This window comes from Desulfomicrobium macestii (assembly GCF_014873765.1).
In the GTDB taxonomy this organism is placed as follows: Bacteria; Desulfobacterota; Desulfovibrionia; order Desulfovibrionales; family Desulfomicrobiaceae; genus Desulfomicrobium; species Desulfomicrobium macestii.
Map to the genome: position 1 here is coordinate 44347 of NZ_JADBGG010000029.1, position 14818 is coordinate 59164.

Below are 14818 nucleotides of genomic sequence, written 5' to 3' on the forward strand. Positions count from 1 at the left end.
GCGCAACGTGCAAGGAGAGTCGTGATTCATGGACAGCTTGTATGACAGGAGTTCAGACTCTGGCAAGACAGCCTTCAAGCGTCCAACCCATAACGGCCGGAGGCCAACACACCATGCAAACGTGACTCGTCCGGAACATGGGCGGAAAAAAGGCTGAACACCATGTGAACAGCCTTTTTTCATTGACGCAGCAGATCGCCGCTTTTCAACGCCCTGCTAAGAACGCGCGACAGGCCCCAGCGGAAGTACCGTGCGACCGTAAACCTCGTTCAAAACCTGCGCGATGGCCGTGTAAAAAGCGGAGAAGCCGCACAGAATGCCTACGTATCCGCCAATGACCTTGTACGCCGCGATGTGGGTCAAGTCGCCTATGGCCAAAAGCCAAAACAGGGCGACCAGGGTGCCGAAGACGACCTGTAGGGCCCGGCTCAGACGGAAGGTTCCGATGAACATGCCGAAAGTGAAAAGCCCCCAGATGGCCAGATAAAAGCCCATGGCGGTTTCATCGGCCTTTTCGGCCAGCCCCAGGGCGGGCAGGGTCCAGATGGCCACGAGCGAGAGCCAGAAGGAACCGTAGGCGGTAAAGGCGGTCAGGCCGAATGTGTTGTTTTTCTTGGATTCGAGGATACCGGCGATGATCTGGGCAATGCCGCCCACGAAAATGCCCATGCCCAAAATCATGGAGTTGTTGGGATACAGACCCGCATTGTGGATGTTGAGCAAAATTGTGGTCAGCCCGAAACCCACCAGTCCCAGCGGAGCAGGATTGGCGGAAGTGTCCTTGATGCGCATTTCAGAGTTCACGAATAATCCTTGTTTGTTATAAAAAAATTACGTCCCGTTGTCGGAGTGAGACAGGCCTTGGTTGCAAAAAAACGCGCTCTGGAAATCCAAAACGCGCAATAATAATCTTTCGGGAGTGGAGATGCTACTCGGCGTTGAACTCGCCGCTTTTTCCACCGCTCTTGTGCGTAAGCCTGCAATCCGTGATCAGAATGTCGCGCTGCACGGCCTTGCACATGTCGTAGATGGTCATGGCCGCGACCTGGGCGGCCATGAGCGCTTCCATTTCCACGCCCGTGGGTCCGGTGGTCCGCGCCTCGGCCTCGATCTCTATGGCCAGATCGGCAGGCACGGGCGTGAGCTTCACGTCGACCTTGGAAAGCAAAATTGGGTGACACATGGGAATGAGCTCCCAGGTACGCTTGGCGGCCATGATTCCGGCCACCTTGGCCGTGGTCAGCACGTCACCCTTGGGCAGGGCGTTTCTGGTCAAAAGGTCGAAGGTGCGTGCGTTGAGCAGAACACGTGTCCGCACCACCGCCCGGCGTCTGGTATCCGCCTTGTCGCCCACGTCCACCATGACCACGTTTCCGGCCTCGTCGATATGCGTCAACCTCTCGTCCATGCTCCCCTCCGCAAAAGAAAAGGCCGGAAACATGCGCTTCCGGCCTGCTCGGTTCATGTGTAAAGATCAGTCGCCCATGGCTTTCTTGAAGAAATCCTTGACCTTGTTCAGGGGGCGGCTCTCTTCGAGTTTGTCGAACTCGCGCAGCAATTCTTCCTGCTTCTTGGTCACCTTGGTCGGGATGCGCACGGAAACCTCAACCAGCAGGTCTCCTTTCTGGGTGCTGCCCAGATGCGGCAAACCCATGCCCTTGATGCGCAGAATCTTGCCGGACTGCGTACCCTTGGGAATTTCCAGGGTCACGGGCTCGTCAAGGGTAGGCACCTCGATCTTGGCGCCAAGGATGGCCTGCACGATGGAGATGTCGGCCACGATGACCAGATCCTGGCCCCGGCGAGTGAATATTTTGTCTTCCTCGACATAGATGACCACATACAGATCGCCGTGCGGGCCACCGAAATCACCCGGCTCGCCCTCGCCGCGCAGACGCAGGCGGCTGCCGTTGTCCACGCCTCCAGGAATGCGCACCTTGAGGCTCTTGTTGACCTGCACAATGCCCTGACCGCGACATTTGGCGCAGGGATGGGTGACGACCTTGCCTTCGCCCCGGCAGACCGGACAGGGTACGGAAATCCTGAAAAAGCCCTGGCTCTGGGTCACCTGGCCCTGGCCACGACAATGCTGGCAGGTCTCGGCCGTGTGTCCGGGAGCGGAGCCCGAACCGGAACAGTCGGAACAGACTTCCTTCTTGGGGATGTTGAGGTCGACCTCCGTACCCTTGGCCGCGTCGCGAAATGAAACGGTCAGGTTGTAGCGCAGATCAGCCCCGGCACGGGGACGTCTGCGGCCGCCGGCGGCAGCGCCGAAGCCGAAGAAATCCCCGAAAATATCCCCGAAAGCACTGAACACGTCTTCAGAGGAATGGAAATGGTCTCCAAACCCCTGGCCATTCATGCCGGCGTGCCCGAAACGGTCGTACTGGGCGCGCTTGCTCGCGTCCCCAAGCACCTCGTAGGCTTCCGCGGCTTCCTTGAACTTGTCTTCCGCCTCCGGATTGTCGGGGTTGCGATCCGGGTGGAATTGCAACGCCATCTTGCGGTAGGCACTCTTGATTTCATCCGCCGAGGCGTCGCGGCCTACACCGAGCACATCGTAATAATCACGCTTGTCAGCCATTATTCATCCTGATCGTCAGCTTCAAAACTCAAATCCTCGACGCGCTCCACGTCGGGCAGAACCTTTCCTTCGGCAATTTCCCTGAGGGCGGTCACGATCTCCTTGTTTTTGCTTGCTACAAGGGGCTCGTATCCTTCATGATATTGCTTGACCCGCTTAATGGCCATCTGCACGATCAGAAATCTGTTGTTGACCTTCTCCAAGCAATCTTCAACGGTAATTCTGGCCATTGCACCTCCGAAAAAATGTATATGAATGTGTGAATAAACGACAAAAAGTCCCGGCCCCTAAAAAGTCGAGTCGGGAATAACATTTCACGCTACGCATAACCCCAGGACACTGTCAACTCACAATTCACAGGAGAGCAGCCTGGGCCCTTTACACGGCCCGAAGCGCTTTGTACTGACCTGCGCTTCTGATGGGTCATAATACCCGCGCAGGATCTGTCAAATCCTCACGCGCGGGCCGACCCCGCGACACTTCAGCCCAAGGACGAGCAACATGGCCCAGTGGGGAAGACTCAAATACGCACAGCAGTTCTGTCTTGGACAGACCGGAAAGATCATGCAGCAGGCAGGCATGGCCTGGCCCGGAGCGCGCATCGGGCTGGCCGTTTCCGGAGGCATGGACAGCTGGGTCATGCTTCAGGTCATGATCATGCGCCAGCGCATCATCCCCTTCCCCGTCGAACTGTTTGTCATCCATCTGAATCCCGGCTTTGACGAAACGAGCCATGCACCCCTGGCGGAGTGGATGCGCACGAACGGCGTGGCGGGACATCTTGAGACCACCGATTTCGGGCCCAGGGCGCACTCTCCGGAAAACCGCAAGAAATCACCCTGCTTTTTCTGCGCGTGGCATCGGCGCAAACGCCTCTTCGACCTCTGCAGGGAGTACAACCTGACCCACCTCGCCCTCGGGCACAACACCGACGATCTGGTCTCGACCTTCTTCATGAACATGCTGAAAACAGGCAAGATCTACGGTCTGGTCCCCAAGGAGAGCTATTTCGGCGGCAGACTGACCCTCATCCGCCCCTTGCTCCTGCTGGACAAGGCCACCATAACCCAGGCGTGCAGGCAGTGGAAGCTCCCGGTCTGGGAGAACGACTGCCCCTCCAAGGACAAGACTGCCCGCAGCCAGACCCTGAATCAGGCCCTGGCGCTATGCGAAGGCGACAAGCGCATCCGCACCAACATGTTCAACGCCCTGCGCCGCTGGCAGCTCGAGTCTTGGCCCGGCATGATCTGAAATGGCCCGGCCTTGTGCCGGAAGCCAACACCCGACGTTGAAGCCGAACGCGGATTTTTTTCTGGTCCGCGTTTTGCTTTAGCCCCTCCATGGATCTCTTCTCCCTCGACCCCGCAGTCATCTTGACCTTCATCTTTGCGCTGATGCGCATAAGCCTCATTCTTTTCATGATGCCTTTTTTTGGCGGCGCAGTCCTGCCCGCCACGGTCAAAGCCGCGCTCTGCCTGACCCTGACCCTGGCCCTGTGGCCAAGACTTCCCCTGGCAGGAGTCCAGATGCCGGGCCATCCCTTCGCCCTTGCGGTCATGCTGGGCGCGGAGTTGCTGCTGGGCCTCATCCTGGGCATGGTCATCCGCTTCGTCTTTGCCGCCATCCAGACCGGCGGACAGCTCATCGGCTTCCAGATGGGCTTTGCCATGGTCAACGTCGTGGACCCCGATTCCGGCGCTTCCGAGGCGGTCACGGCCCACTTCATGTACATGGTCAGTTTGCTGACGTTCCTGGCCATCAACGGGCATCTGTATTTGCTGAGCGGCTTGATGAAAAGTTTTGACCTGCTCCCGCCCGGCTCCATTCTCATTTCCTCCCGGCTGACGGACCAGATATTCGTCCTGTCGGGTCAGATTTTTGTCCTGGCCATACAGATCGGCGCGCCGGTCATTGCCGCCATCCTCCTTGTGGATCTGGCCCTGGCCCTTATTTCCCGTGCGTCTCCGCAGATGAACGTGCTCATTATCGGCTTCCCGATCAAGATCGCCGTCGGCTTCCTGTTTATGGGCATCATCTTCGAAATCATCAGCCTGCACATGGAGGGATTCGTGTCCCGCATGCCGCTGCTCTTCACCCAACTCATCGGCGCGATGCGCTAGGCAACCATGGCACAGAACGATCCGAGTCGCACCGAAAACGCCACCCCCAAACGACGCAACAAGGCGCGTGGCGAGGGGAATGTCCCCAAAAGCCAGGAGCTGCCCAAGCCCCTGACCCTGCTCTTCGGCCTGCTCATGCTGCAACTCTACATCGGCACCATCCGCACCGAAATCGAAAATCTGATGCAATGGTTCTTCACGGAAGGGTTCGTTTTCGAGCTGACTCCGGGATCGATTCTCACCCTGTTTCAGACCTGCCTTTACAGCATTTCAGTAATGGTCCTGCCGATCATGCTCGTCATCGCTGTCGCCGCCTTCATCACCGTCCGGCTACAGGTCGGACAGCTCTGGGCGCCAAAGGTCTTCAAGCCGAAATTCCAGATGTTCAATGTCTGGTCCGGCCTCAAAAAACTCTTCAGCAAGGATGCCCTGGTCCGCCTGGTCAAAAGCATCTTCATGGCGGCGGCCGTGGCCCTTGGCCCGTACATCGTCATCAAGCAGGCCTTCGGGGAAGTCATTCCGCTCTTTTACCAGCCCGCCGAAAGCATCGCCGCATATGTGCTCAACGCCGGGCAGACCATGTTCTATTACGCGCTCACCCCCATGATCCTGATCGGCATCGCGGACCTTCTCTATACCCGCTGGGACTACGAGGAGAACCTGAAAATGACCAAGGGCGAAGTCAAGGACGAACGCAAGCAGGCTGAGGGCGATCCGGCCATCAAGAACAAGCAGAAGCAAAAAATGATGGCGGTCATGATGCGGCGCATGATGCAGGATGTGCCCAAGGCCGACGTGGTCATCACCAACCCCACCCATCTGGCCATCGCCATCCGCTACAACGCCATGGAAGCTCCGGCCCCCATGGTCCTGGCCAAGGGCGCCGGAGCCGTTGCCCAGCGCATCAAGGACATCGCCCGGGAGAACAATGTGCCCATTCGTGAAAACAAGCCCCTGGCACGCGCCTTGTATAAGGTGATCGAAGTCGGAGACACGATTCCCGAAGAATTCTACCAGGCAGTGGCCGCCATCCTGGCCCAGATTTACAAAACCAAACATAATCCGCGCTGAGCATCAGCGGCAAGGACGTCAAAATAATGGCTACACGCACCGAGGCCATGACCATCAACTACAAACGCTTTACCCGCCAGGGAGACATCCTGCTGGCCGGTGGCGTTGTCATGACCCTCTTTGTCATGCTGGTGCCATTGCCGACCATCATCCTTGACATACTCCTGGCTTTTTCCATTTCCTTCTCCCTGGTCATCCTCATCACCTCGATGTTCATGACCTCGCCCCTGGAATTCTCGATCTTCCCGTCGGTCCTGCTCGTGACCACGCTGCTGCGCCTTGCGCTCAATGTGGCCTCGACCAGGCTCATCCTGCTCCATGGAGACCAGGGCACCTCGGCGGCGGGCAAGGTCATCGAAGCTTTCGGGCAGTTCGTGGTCGGAGGCAATTTTGCCATCGGCGCGGTCATTTTCCTGATCCTCTTCATCCTGAACAAGACCGTCATCGTGGCCGGCACGACCCGCATCGCAGAGGTCGCGGCCCGCTTCACCCTTGACGCCATGCCCGGCAAGCAGATGGCCATCGAGGCCGACCTGAACGCCGGACTCATCGACGAACAGCAGGCCATCAAGCAGCGCGAAAACCTGCGCCGGGAAGCGGATTTCTACGGAGCCATGGACGGCGCGGGCAAGTTCGTCTCCGGAGACGTCAACGCGGGCATGTTCATCACCTTCATCAATATCGTGGGCGGCATCTTCATCGGCGTGCTGCAAAAAGACATGAGCTGGATGGAAGCGGCCCAGACCTTCTCCCTGCTGACCATTGGCGACGGCCTGGTCTCGACCATCCCGTCGCTCATCACCTCCACTTCGGCCGGCCTCATTGTCAGCCGGGCAGCGGCCGAAGCGCGCATGGGCGAGGAATTCATCGGCCAGTTGACCAACCATCCCAAGGCTCTCAGACTGGTCTCCGGCGTACTCCTGCTCTTCGCCATAGTCCCGGGCATGCCGACCGTGGCCTTCATGACCCTCTCCCTGGTCCTCTTCATGGTGGCGCTGTTCGCCGACCGCATCAAGGCCGAAAACAAGTTGCCGGAAACCGGAAAAAAGAAGAAAGGCTCCGCACCCGACAGTCCGGAAGAAGTGCAGGCCCTGCTCCCGCTCGACATCATGGAACTGGAGGTGGGCTATGGCCTCATCCCGCTGGTGGACGAAGACCAGAACGGCAATCTTTTGGCCCGCATCCGCTCCATTCGCCGCCAGTTCGCCCTGGACATGGGCGTCATCGTGCCGTCCCTGCATCTGCGCGACAACCTGCAGCTCAAGCCCGGCGAATACGTGGTCCAAATCAAGGGCAACCGGGTGGCTTCGGCGGAAATCATGATCGACCATTTCCTGGCCATGGACCCCGGCGACGCGCGCCACGCCATCAAGGGTATCGAGACCCTGGAGCCGGCCTTCAATCTCCCGGCGCTGTGGATTCCCGACGCCAAGAAGGACGAGGCCGTCATGGCCGGCTACACCGTGGTAGATCCGTCCACGGTCATCGCCACGCACCTGACCGAGGTCTTCAAGCAGAACCTGCATGAATTCCTGGGCCGTCAGGAAGTCCAGGCCCTGCTGGACAACCTGTCCCAGCGCGCGCCCAAGGTCGTTGAAGAGCTGGTGCCGGGCGTCCTGTCCCTCGGCGTCCTGCAGAAGGTCCTGCAGAACCTGGTGCGCGAAAACGTGTCCATCCGCGACCTTCTGTCCATCGTGGAATGCCTGGCCGATTACGGTCATTCCTCGAAGGATGCGGATCAGTTGACGGAGTTCGTGCGCCAGCGCCTGTCCCGCACCATCATCAAGCCGTACCTGGGGACGGGCAACCTGCTGCCCATCATCTCCCTGTCACCGACGATAGAGAACACGTTCCAGGAGAGCATCAAGCGCACGGACAACGGATCCTATCTGGCCATGGAACCGGGGCTTGCGCACAAGATCATCCAGGCCATCAACAAGGCCGCGGAAAAAGGCATCGTGGCCGAGGGACAGCCCGTGCTGCTGACCTCCCCGCTCATACGCCAGCACCTGTCCCAGCTTCTGGCCCGTTTTTTGCCAACCATGCCTGTCATCTCGCAGGCGGAAATACCGGCGGACATCAGACTTGAATCCGTAGCCATGGTGGAAATCTAAGATGCAGGTCAAAACATTCAGCGGAAGAAGCACCTCGGAAATCATGGCCCGGATCAAGAGCGAACTTGGTCCCGACGCCATCATCCTGAGCAACCAGAAACAGACCCGCAAAGGCGTCACCTGCTACGAGATCATGGCCGCCCTTGACATGCCGCAGGAACAGGCCTCGCCAGCGGAGTCCGTCATGCCTCTGGCCCAGAACGATGCCAGTTGCCTGCGCGAGGAATGGTCCAGGCTGCGCAAGCAGCTCATGGCCGTCCTGAAGCCGCAGATGGACATGCAGCTTTTGACACCGCGCCAGCAGCTGGTTTTCGAATATCTGGAACGGGAGGGCGTGAAGGAGGATGTACTGATCGATCTGTGGGAAAAATTCCGCCACGCGCCCGATGCGCCCACCCTGTCAGTCATGAACGGCATGGTCAGCCTCAGCCCCTGGTTCGATACGGACTGGACGCACAAGTTTCACCTGCTGACCGGCCCCTTCGGCAGCGGCAAGACCAGCACCACCCTGAGGCTGGCCCTGTCCCTGAAAAAAATGCGCCCAAAGGCGCGCATCCTGGTGGTCAACGCCGATCGCTCCCAGGGCAAGGGGCGGCTCTACCTCCGCCATTACACGGAGCTCTCGGGCCTGTCCTATCGGGAGCTCGACAACTCCGCCCAATGGGAGAGCCTTGAGCGCGACGCCAGATCTCATGACCTCGTCCTGCTTGACCTGCCGGGCCTGCCCGCCCATCAGCAGCTTGACTCCTGGCTGCAGGAGGTTTCCGGAGGGAAGCTTCCGGCCTGCCATGTGCATCTGGTGCTGAGCCCGCTTTTCGCTCCCCCGCAGATGGATGCGTTCGTGTCCAGATTCCGCTCCGCCTCCGCGTCCAGCATTATCTGGACGAAGCTTGATGAAGCCTGTAATTATGGGGAAATAATCAATCAGGCCAACAACACCGGTCTGCCGATCTCTCTTTTTTCCATGGGGCCGGATCTGAAGAACTCGCTGGCCCAACCCAAGGATCAGGATGTCTGGAAACTCTTGCTGCGACACGAACTGCCGCAAGCAACCAACTAAACTTTTTTTATCCCGGACACAGCATGAGCTCCTCTCTCCCCATTGTACTCTCGGTCACCTCCGGCAAGGGAGGCGTCGGCAAAACGAACGTTTCCGTCAATCTCGCCCTGTGCCTGAGCAAGCTCGGCAAGCGATGCGTCATACTTGACGCGGACCTCGGGCTGGCCAACGTGGATGTCGTGCTGGGCCTGACTCCGGAGCGAAACCTTTTCCATGTGTTCCACGAAGGGGTCTCCCTGGGCGACATCCTCTGTCCCACCGAATATGGATTCTCGATCCTGCCGGCGGCCAGCGGAGTCAGCGAGATGCTGTCCCTGTCCACGGGGCAGAAACTCGAACTCCTGGAAGCCATGGACGTGCTGGAAGACAGCATCGACTTTCTGATCGTGGACACTGGAGCGGGCATCAACGACAATGTGCTCTATTTCAACCTGGCGGCCCAGGAACGCCTGGTGGTCGTCACGCCGGAGCCGACCTCCCTCACCGACGCATACGCCCTGATCAAGGTACTGAAGCTCAGGCATGGCGTGGACAAATTTCATATCGTGATCAACATGGCCAAGAACGAAAAATCGGCCAAGGACATCTTCGTCAAGCTGTACAATGCGTGCGACCACTTCCTAACCGGGGTCTCCCTGAATTTCGTCGGCGCCATCCCCCAGGACAAGGCCGTACGCCAGGCCGTCATCGAACAGCAACCTTTCTGCAGCCTGACCCCCGACACCGAAGCCTCCCTGGCGATGCAGCGCATCGCCCGCAACTTGGCGCAATGGACACCGCAGGATCATCTCGATGGGAACATCAAGTTCTTCTGGAAGAAGCTCCTCTTTGCGGAATAAATCCGCAGAGCCCGTCTGGGCCGTTCTGGAGCAGACGGGCATCACTTTTGCGTCCTTGAGTCCCTCGGACAAGGATTGCATCGCGCGCGGCTTCGCCTCGCGTATCAAGATCATCGCCCTGCACCTCAAGGCCAAGCTTCCGGCCCATATCGAACTTTCCGACCTGATCAGCGCAGGCACGCTTGGGCTCATGGAGGCGCTGGGAAAATTCCAGCCGGAACTGAATATCCGCTTCGAGACATTCGCCGACAGCCGCATACGCGGGGCCATGCTGGACGAACTTCGTCGCATGGACTGGTATTCCAGGGGGCTTCGCCAGCGCATCAAAAAGCTTGAACAGGTCATCAGAGATTTCGAGCAGGAAAATGGGCACGCCCCTTCACGCAACGAGCTTCTGGAACTCACCGGACAGGACCGCCAGGAGCTGGAAGCGACGCTTGAGGCCGTGAACTCCCAGATCATTCTGAGCCTTGATGCGATCCAGGACCAATGGAATCAGCCCGGAGAGGGGGGCAATCACCGCGAACCCTTTGCCTCCGTGGCCTTCCACGACATCATTGACAAGCTCGGTCATCTCATCGATAGACTTAATGAACGGGAAAAGCTGGTCTTAAGTTTGTATTACACTGAAGAACTCAATATGAAAGAAGTGGCGCTGGCCCTCGACATAACCGAAGGGCGGGTCTCTCAGCTGCACTCCCAGGCGCTTGGAAAGCTCAAGAAAATGTTTGTGCGCGAATACGGCGATATCAACTGATCACACATTTTTGATTAATTTCTCGAAAAGCTCATGTGGAGGGATACATGGCGGTCAATACGAACATGCGGGTGCTCATCGTTGATGATTTTTCGACCATGCGGCGGATCATCAAGAATATTCTTCGTCAGCTCGGTTTCAACAACATCATCGAAGCTGACGACGGAACCGCGGCCTGGGAAGTCCTGACCAAGGACCAGGTGGATTTCATAATCTCCGATTGGAACATGCCGCAGATGACCGGCATCGAGCTCCTGCGCAAGGTGCGGGCCAGCGAAGAATTCGGCGACCTGCCCTTTCTCATGGTCACGGCGGAGGCACAGCAGGAAAACATCATCGAAGCCGTGCAGGCCAAGGTGTCCAATTACATAGTCAAGCCCTTCACAGCCGAGACACTGGGGCAAAAAATCAATAAAATCTTCGAATAACAACCACTCTGGCCGGCATTCGCGTATTGCCGGCCAGCTCAGGCCCCATGATCCTGCTCATCCTTCTCGCCCAGATTTCCCCTGAAGGCGACAAAAACGTCGCCCTGGATGATGAACGCCTGCAGGACAGCGTCCCCAAAGGACTGCAGAAAGTTGAACTTGATCTGGATGACGCCCTCTTTCTTGAGTTCGAGGAAACCGAGGAAGAAACCGAAGCCACTCCCCTCGAATCCCTGCCGGAACCCGAGGAAGCGGCTCCTCCTTCGGAACAGACCGAAGCACCCGCCAAAAAAAACCGAAAGAAATTATGGATTCTCGGTATTGCCGCAAGCCTGTGCTTGCTGTTTGGCGCCGGAGGGTCCTACTACTTCATGAAATCCGATCCGCCAGCCCCGGAAGAACAGAATGCCAAAGAATCGGAAAGTTCCCCGGAACAGCACGCGCCCGAAGGTTCTGCTTCAGACGCTGTCGAGTCTCACGAAAATGCCACGGTCCAGCCGCCAGAACAAATCGAAGCCTACTCCCTCGAACAGTTTCAAATCGAATACAATATTGACGGTAAAATCCGCTTTCTGACCTGCCGTTTTTCCATACCGGACACGACCGAGATAATGCGTGCTGAAATCCAGGCCAAAAAGCTGTTCATCCGCGACGGAGTGTATCGATACCTCAAGAACTCGCCCCTTTTCCTGCTGGATACCGACCAAGAATCCGAAAAATTGAAGACTGACCTGGCAGCTGTCATCAATCAGACCTTAAAGAGCGGCCAGGTATCTGAAATTCTACTGGAAGAATACGTGGTGAAATAAATGGTGGACAATCTCAACCTTTCAACGCTCATCAGCCAGATCCCCGAGGCGCAAAAAATCCATCATACGCAAATCGCGCACCCGGAGATTCAGCAGGCGTTGGCAAAGGACTTGGTTCAGCGTCGCCAGCGGCGGGAAAAGGACTTGGTCGCCAAAGGCGAAGCCAGCGCAGCCGAAACCGCGGTTGATCCCGAAGGCCACAATGAGTCGGCTCCGGAACAATACGCTGGCGAACGGCAGGCGCATCCCCATGAACCTGACTTCGAATCAGATCAGGGCCACCTGATAGACACGCAGGTATAGATGAATCCTCAAATTTCGTACTGGATACTTACTGCATCGACCCTGATGGAGATTCTGCTCATCGTTCTCGCCTTTTTTTTCTATGGCAAGCTGAAGAAATCCGAACTTCTTGTGCGCTCCCTACAGGACAGACAAGAGGAATTCCTGCAAAAATTGGACATGAACGCCCGTCTGGAAAAAGAAATCATAGGCACTTTCACCAAACGCCAAGAAGAACTGACCGCCCTGGAAGAAAAGCTGCATTACCGCGCCCTTGAAATGCGCCGGCTGCTTGAACAGGCTGAAAATTTCACCAAATCGCCGCAGTTTCTGCGACAGACGATCTTGAGCGGTTTCAAGCGAGGTCAGTCAGCCGAAGCCCTGGCACAGGCCACGGGTCTCAGCGTGGATGAAGTGGAACTCATCCTTGACCAACCCAAAAATTGAAGCCAGAGATCCTTGCCCGCCAAATGAACCGCCCCCGCGCCAATCATTGACAATCCAACCATTTCAATGCGGCGTTTGAGCGGGCCTTTTTTCCGTTCAAATTACGAAGGCCGCCAATCCAGCCGCTGAATTCCAACATATTTTTATGAAAAAAACACTATTCCCCATAACCCCCGACAAACCTTGGCTTGCGCCTCTGGCCGGATATTCCGATCTCCCCTTTCGGCTCCTGTGTCACGAATATGGATGCAGCGCTGCCGTGACGGAAATGGTCAGCGCCAAGGGTCTGATCTACAACAGTCCGGGCACCAATGAGCTTCTGCAGACCTGCGATGAAGACAGCCCCCTGATCGTACAGCTTTTTGGATCGGAAGAGCCTTTTCTTGTGCAGTCCATCGAACGCCTGCGGGAAGCGGGCTTCCGCTATTTCGATCTCAACTGCGGTTGCCCGGTGCGCAAGGTAGTGAAAACAGGCAGCGGCGCAGCCCTGCTCAAGGAACCGGAAAAGCTCCTTGGCATTGCGAAATCCATGATCAACGCGGCAGAGCCCGGTTGCATGGGCTTTAAGATCCGTCTGGGCTGGTATGTCGGGCAACCAGTCTATCTGCAGGTGGCCGCCAAGCTTGAGGAACTGGGCGCTGGCTGGGTGACCATGCATCCGCGCTTCGGCGCCCAGGGTTTCACCGGACATGCCGATTGGGCCCAACTGAAGTCGCTGAAGGAAAACGTGAGCCTGCCTGTCATCGCCAGCGGAGATCTCTTTCACGCGGAAGACGCCATGCAATGCGTCGAGCAAACAGGTGTGGATAGCATCATGTTCGCGCGCGGAGCCTTGAACGATCCGTCAATTTTCAAACGGTATCTGCACTTGCTGCGTAAAGAAGAGCCGGATCCAAATTCGTGGACGCACATGGTTGGCATGGTTCGCAGACTCAGTGAGCTCTATCCTCAGCATGGCATGGAGAGGCTTGGCCTGCTCAAAATGCGCACTCTGCTGCCCAGATTCCTCAAAGGCCTGCCCGGAGCGCGCGCGATCCGGCGCGATATCGTATTCTGCAAGTCATGGGACGATGTGTTCACGATTCTAGAAGCTGGCATGAATGAACCCGAGGAGATCTGAAATGGAACTTGTCATCGCTAAAACGGCGGGCTTTTGCATGGGAGTGGACATGGCGCTGCACAAGCTGGACAACGCCGTGGCCGCTCCACCTCAAGATGCAACCATCTACACTCTGGGCCCCATCATCCATAATCCGCAAGTGCTGGCACGATACAAGGAGCAGGGGGTGCTCCAAACCGACGGGGCAAAACCCTTGAAAACGGGAGATGTCGTGGTCATTCGCGCCCATGGAATCCCAAGGAACATACAGTCGGAACTGGAAGCGCAAAACGTGACGATCGTTGATGCTACCTGTCCCAAGGTCAAAAAAGCCCAAATTCTTATCCAAAGGCAAGCCGACCAGAACAAGCATCTGCTTCTCTTTGGAGAACGCGATCACCCAGAAGTGCAAGGACTGGTGAGTTACGCCCCAAGACACACCGTATTCGAAAGTCTGGAAGAATTGTGCGGACATGAAATTGATTCTGCTGAAACCTATTTCCTTGCAGCCCAGACCACGCAAGACAGGGAATCTTTCAATGCCGTACGCGAATATCTGCTCAAGCACGTCGATGCCGACATGAGCATTCTCGATACGATCTGCATGGCAACCAAGGACCGTCAGGAGGAAGTCCGCGAGCTGTCCCACAAAGTTCAGGCAATGGTCATCGTCGGAGGAAAAAACAGCGGAAACACCAGAAGATTGGCTCAAATAGCGCAGGAATCAGGAATATTCGCAGTCCACGTCGAAACAGCTGAAGAGCTTCCCCTGAAGGAACTTGCCGCGTTTGAACGTATCGGGTTGACCGCAGGGGCTTCAACCCCTTCCTGGATCATTGAGAATGTCGCACAGACACTTCGCAAGGCTCTTCCTGACAAGGCATAAAAGGCTTGGCGGATCCTTAGGAGCATCATTTTGAGCTCCTTCCATGCATCTCGAGCTCCTGTGTACGCTGAACGACCATGCAGACGGGTTCCTTCAAGAAGCCTTTTGAGTTCAGATGCCGTTAAGATAGAATTTCGCCTTGGCCATGGCAGAGTTCAGCAGGAGTTGTTATTCAAACCACATATGCCATGCTTTTTGTTGCTGAAGATCCTGCACACCACCATTCACAGTTGTGTGCGTCAAGTTCTGCAAATTCTTCCACAGCATAACGGGTATGCTCAAGCATATGGCGACCGAGAATGGGCCCATCCAGAGCTCGTCG

17 protein-coding genes are annotated in these 14818 nt (G+C 57.0%); 13 read left to right on the forward strand and 4 right to left on the reverse strand.

From position 1 onward, the window contains the following. Positions 1–216: 216 nt before the first annotated feature. The 4 genes from H4684_RS16015 to rpoZ all read right to left on the reverse strand — a co-directional run bounded on the left by H4684_RS16015 (position 217) and on the right by rpoZ (position 2814). The gene (locus tag H4684_RS16015; protein ID WP_208599801.1) at positions 217–786 is read right to left on the reverse strand and encodes an acetate uptake transporter; all 570 of its coding nucleotides are present in this window, start codon (positions 784–786) and stop codon (positions 217–219) included. 142 nt (positions 787–928) lie between these two features. After that, positions 929–1408 (reverse strand): cyclic pyranopterin monophosphate synthase MoaC, encoded by a 480-nt coding sequence (moaC, locus tag H4684_RS16020; RefSeq protein WP_092379321.1) that lies wholly within the window; start codon positions 1406–1408, stop codon positions 929–931. 66 nt (positions 1409–1474) lie between these two features. Further along, positions 1475–2584, reverse strand: coding sequence for a molecular chaperone DnaJ (gene dnaJ / locus H4684_RS16025; RefSeq protein WP_092189454.1), 1110 nt, complete (start codon positions 2582–2584; stop codon positions 1475–1477). After that, a complete protein-coding gene (rpoZ, locus tag H4684_RS16030) occupies positions 2584–2814 on the reverse strand; it encodes a DNA-directed RNA polymerase subunit omega (RefSeq protein ID WP_092189456.1) in 231 nt (76 codons plus the stop codon). The genes dnaJ and rpoZ overlap by 1 nt, the downstream gene beginning before the upstream one ends. Before the next feature lie 271 nt (positions 2815–3085). Here rpoZ and H4684_RS16035 point away from each other — a divergent pair, with 271 nt between their 5' ends. The 13 genes from H4684_RS16035 to ispH all read left to right on the forward strand — a co-directional run bounded on the left by H4684_RS16035 (position 3086) and on the right by ispH (position 14496). Then, complete coding sequence (locus H4684_RS16035; RefSeq protein WP_092189458.1) at positions 3086–3835, forward strand: tRNA lysidine(34) synthetase; 750 nt, start codon at positions 3086–3088, stop codon at positions 3833–3835. An 89-nt stretch (positions 3836–3924) separates the two neighbouring features. Beyond that, on the forward strand, positions 3925–4704 hold the full coding sequence (gene fliR, locus H4684_RS16040) for a flagellar biosynthetic protein FliR (RefSeq protein WP_092189460.1): 780 nt from the start codon (positions 3925–3927) through the stop codon (positions 4702–4704). Positions 4705–4710: 6 nt separating this feature from the next. Continuing rightward, complete coding sequence (flhB, locus tag H4684_RS16045; RefSeq protein ID WP_092189462.1) at positions 4711–5775, forward strand: flagellar biosynthesis protein FlhB; 1065 nt, start codon at positions 4711–4713, stop codon at positions 5773–5775. Positions 5776–5801: 26 nt separating this feature from the next. Beyond that, positions 5802–7889 (forward strand): flagellar biosynthesis protein FlhA, encoded by a 2088-nt coding sequence (flhA, locus tag H4684_RS16050; protein WP_092189464.1) that lies wholly within the window; start codon positions 5802–5804, stop codon positions 7887–7889. Position 7890: 1 nt separating this feature from the next. Continuing rightward, positions 7891–8949: a flagellar biosynthesis protein FlhF gene (locus H4684_RS16055; RefSeq protein WP_092189466.1), complete on the forward strand. Its 1059-nt coding sequence runs from the start codon at positions 7891–7893 to the stop codon at positions 8947–8949. A gap of 23 nt (positions 8950–8972) precedes the next feature. Further along, positions 8973–9788, forward strand: coding sequence for a MinD/ParA family protein (locus H4684_RS16060; protein WP_092189468.1), 816 nt, complete (start codon positions 8973–8975; stop codon positions 9786–9788). Further along, positions 9742–10545 carry a FliA/WhiG family RNA polymerase sigma factor gene (locus H4684_RS16065; RefSeq protein WP_092189470.1) on the forward strand — a complete coding sequence of 268 codons (804 nt, stop codon included), beginning with the start codon at positions 9742–9744 and terminating at the stop codon, positions 10543–10545. Before H4684_RS16060 ends, H4684_RS16065 begins: the two co-directional genes overlap by 47 nt. A 47-nt stretch (positions 10546–10592) precedes the next feature. Next, positions 10593–10973, forward strand: a complete 381-nt coding sequence (locus tag H4684_RS16070; RefSeq protein WP_092189472.1) for a chemotaxis response regulator CheY — start codon at positions 10593–10595, stop codon at positions 10971–10973. A gap of 47 nt (positions 10974–11020) precedes the next feature. Then, positions 11021–11782: a flagellar basal body-associated FliL family protein gene (locus H4684_RS16075; RefSeq protein ID WP_192624526.1), complete on the forward strand. Its 762-nt coding sequence runs from the start codon at positions 11021–11023 to the stop codon at positions 11780–11782. Next, complete coding sequence (locus H4684_RS16080; protein ID WP_192624527.1) at positions 11783–12085, forward strand: hypothetical protein; 303 nt, start codon at positions 11783–11785, stop codon at positions 12083–12085. Continuing rightward, on the forward strand, positions 12086–12511 hold the full coding sequence (locus H4684_RS16085) for a hypothetical protein (protein WP_092189478.1): 426 nt from the start codon (positions 12086–12088) through the stop codon (positions 12509–12511). A 145-nt stretch (positions 12512–12656) separates the two neighbouring features. Beyond that, the gene (locus tag H4684_RS16090) at positions 12657–13631 is read left to right on the forward strand and encodes a tRNA dihydrouridine synthase (RefSeq protein ID WP_192624528.1); all 975 of its coding nucleotides are present in this window, start codon (positions 12657–12659) and stop codon (positions 13629–13631) included. A gap of 1 nt (position 13632) precedes the next feature. Continuing rightward, positions 13633–14496, forward strand: coding sequence for a 4-hydroxy-3-methylbut-2-enyl diphosphate reductase (gene ispH, locus H4684_RS16095; protein ID WP_192624529.1), 864 nt, complete (start codon positions 13633–13635; stop codon positions 14494–14496). Positions 14497–14818 lie beyond the last annotated feature (322 nt).

Bases quoted from the DNA above. Each gene is read 5' to 3' on its own strand.
- moaC (WP_092379321.1), bottom strand. From the start codon at position 1,408: ATGGACGAGAGGTTGACGCATATCGACGAGGCCGGAAACGTGGTCATG.
- dnaJ (WP_092189454.1), bottom strand. From the start codon at position 2,584: ATGGCTGACAAGCGTGATTATTACGATGTGCTCGGTGTAGGCCGCGAC.
- rpoZ (WP_092189456.1), bottom strand. From the start codon at position 2,814: ATGGCCAGAATTACCGTTGAAGATTGCTTGGAGAAGGTCAACAACAGA.
- H4684_RS16035 (WP_092189458.1), top strand. From the start codon at position 3,086: ATGGCCCAGTGGGGAAGACTCAAATACGCACAGCAGTTCTGTCTTGGA.
- fliR (WP_092189460.1), top strand. From the start codon at position 3,925: ATGGATCTCTTCTCCCTCGACCCCGCAGTCATCTTGACCTTCATCTTT.
- flhB (WP_092189462.1), top strand. From the start codon at position 4,711: ATGGCACAGAACGATCCGAGTCGCACCGAAAACGCCACCCCCAAACGA.
- flhA (WP_092189464.1), top strand. From the start codon at position 5,802: ATGGCTACACGCACCGAGGCCATGACCATCAACTACAAACGCTTTACC.
- H4684_RS16055 (WP_092189466.1), top strand. From the start codon at position 7,891: ATGCAGGTCAAAACATTCAGCGGAAGAAGCACCTCGGAAATCATGGCC.
- H4684_RS16060 (WP_092189468.1), top strand. From the start codon at position 8,973: ATGAGCTCCTCTCTCCCCATTGTACTCTCGGTCACCTCCGGCAAGGGA.
- H4684_RS16065 (WP_092189470.1), top strand. From the start codon at position 9,742: ATGGGAACATCAAGTTCTTCTGGAAGAAGCTCCTCTTTGCGGAATAAA.
- H4684_RS16070 (WP_092189472.1), top strand. From the start codon at position 10,593: ATGGCGGTCAATACGAACATGCGGGTGCTCATCGTTGATGATTTTTCG.
- H4684_RS16075 (WP_192624526.1), top strand. From the start codon at position 11,021: ATGATCCTGCTCATCCTTCTCGCCCAGATTTCCCCTGAAGGCGACAAA.
- H4684_RS16080 (WP_192624527.1), top strand. From the start codon at position 11,783: ATGGTGGACAATCTCAACCTTTCAACGCTCATCAGCCAGATCCCCGAG.
- H4684_RS16085 (WP_092189478.1), top strand. From the start codon at position 12,086: ATGAATCCTCAAATTTCGTACTGGATACTTACTGCATCGACCCTGATG.
- H4684_RS16090 (WP_192624528.1), top strand. From the start codon at position 12,657: ATGAAAAAAACACTATTCCCCATAACCCCCGACAAACCTTGGCTTGCG.
- ispH (WP_192624529.1), top strand. From the start codon at position 13,633: ATGGAACTTGTCATCGCTAAAACGGCGGGCTTTTGCATGGGAGTGGAC.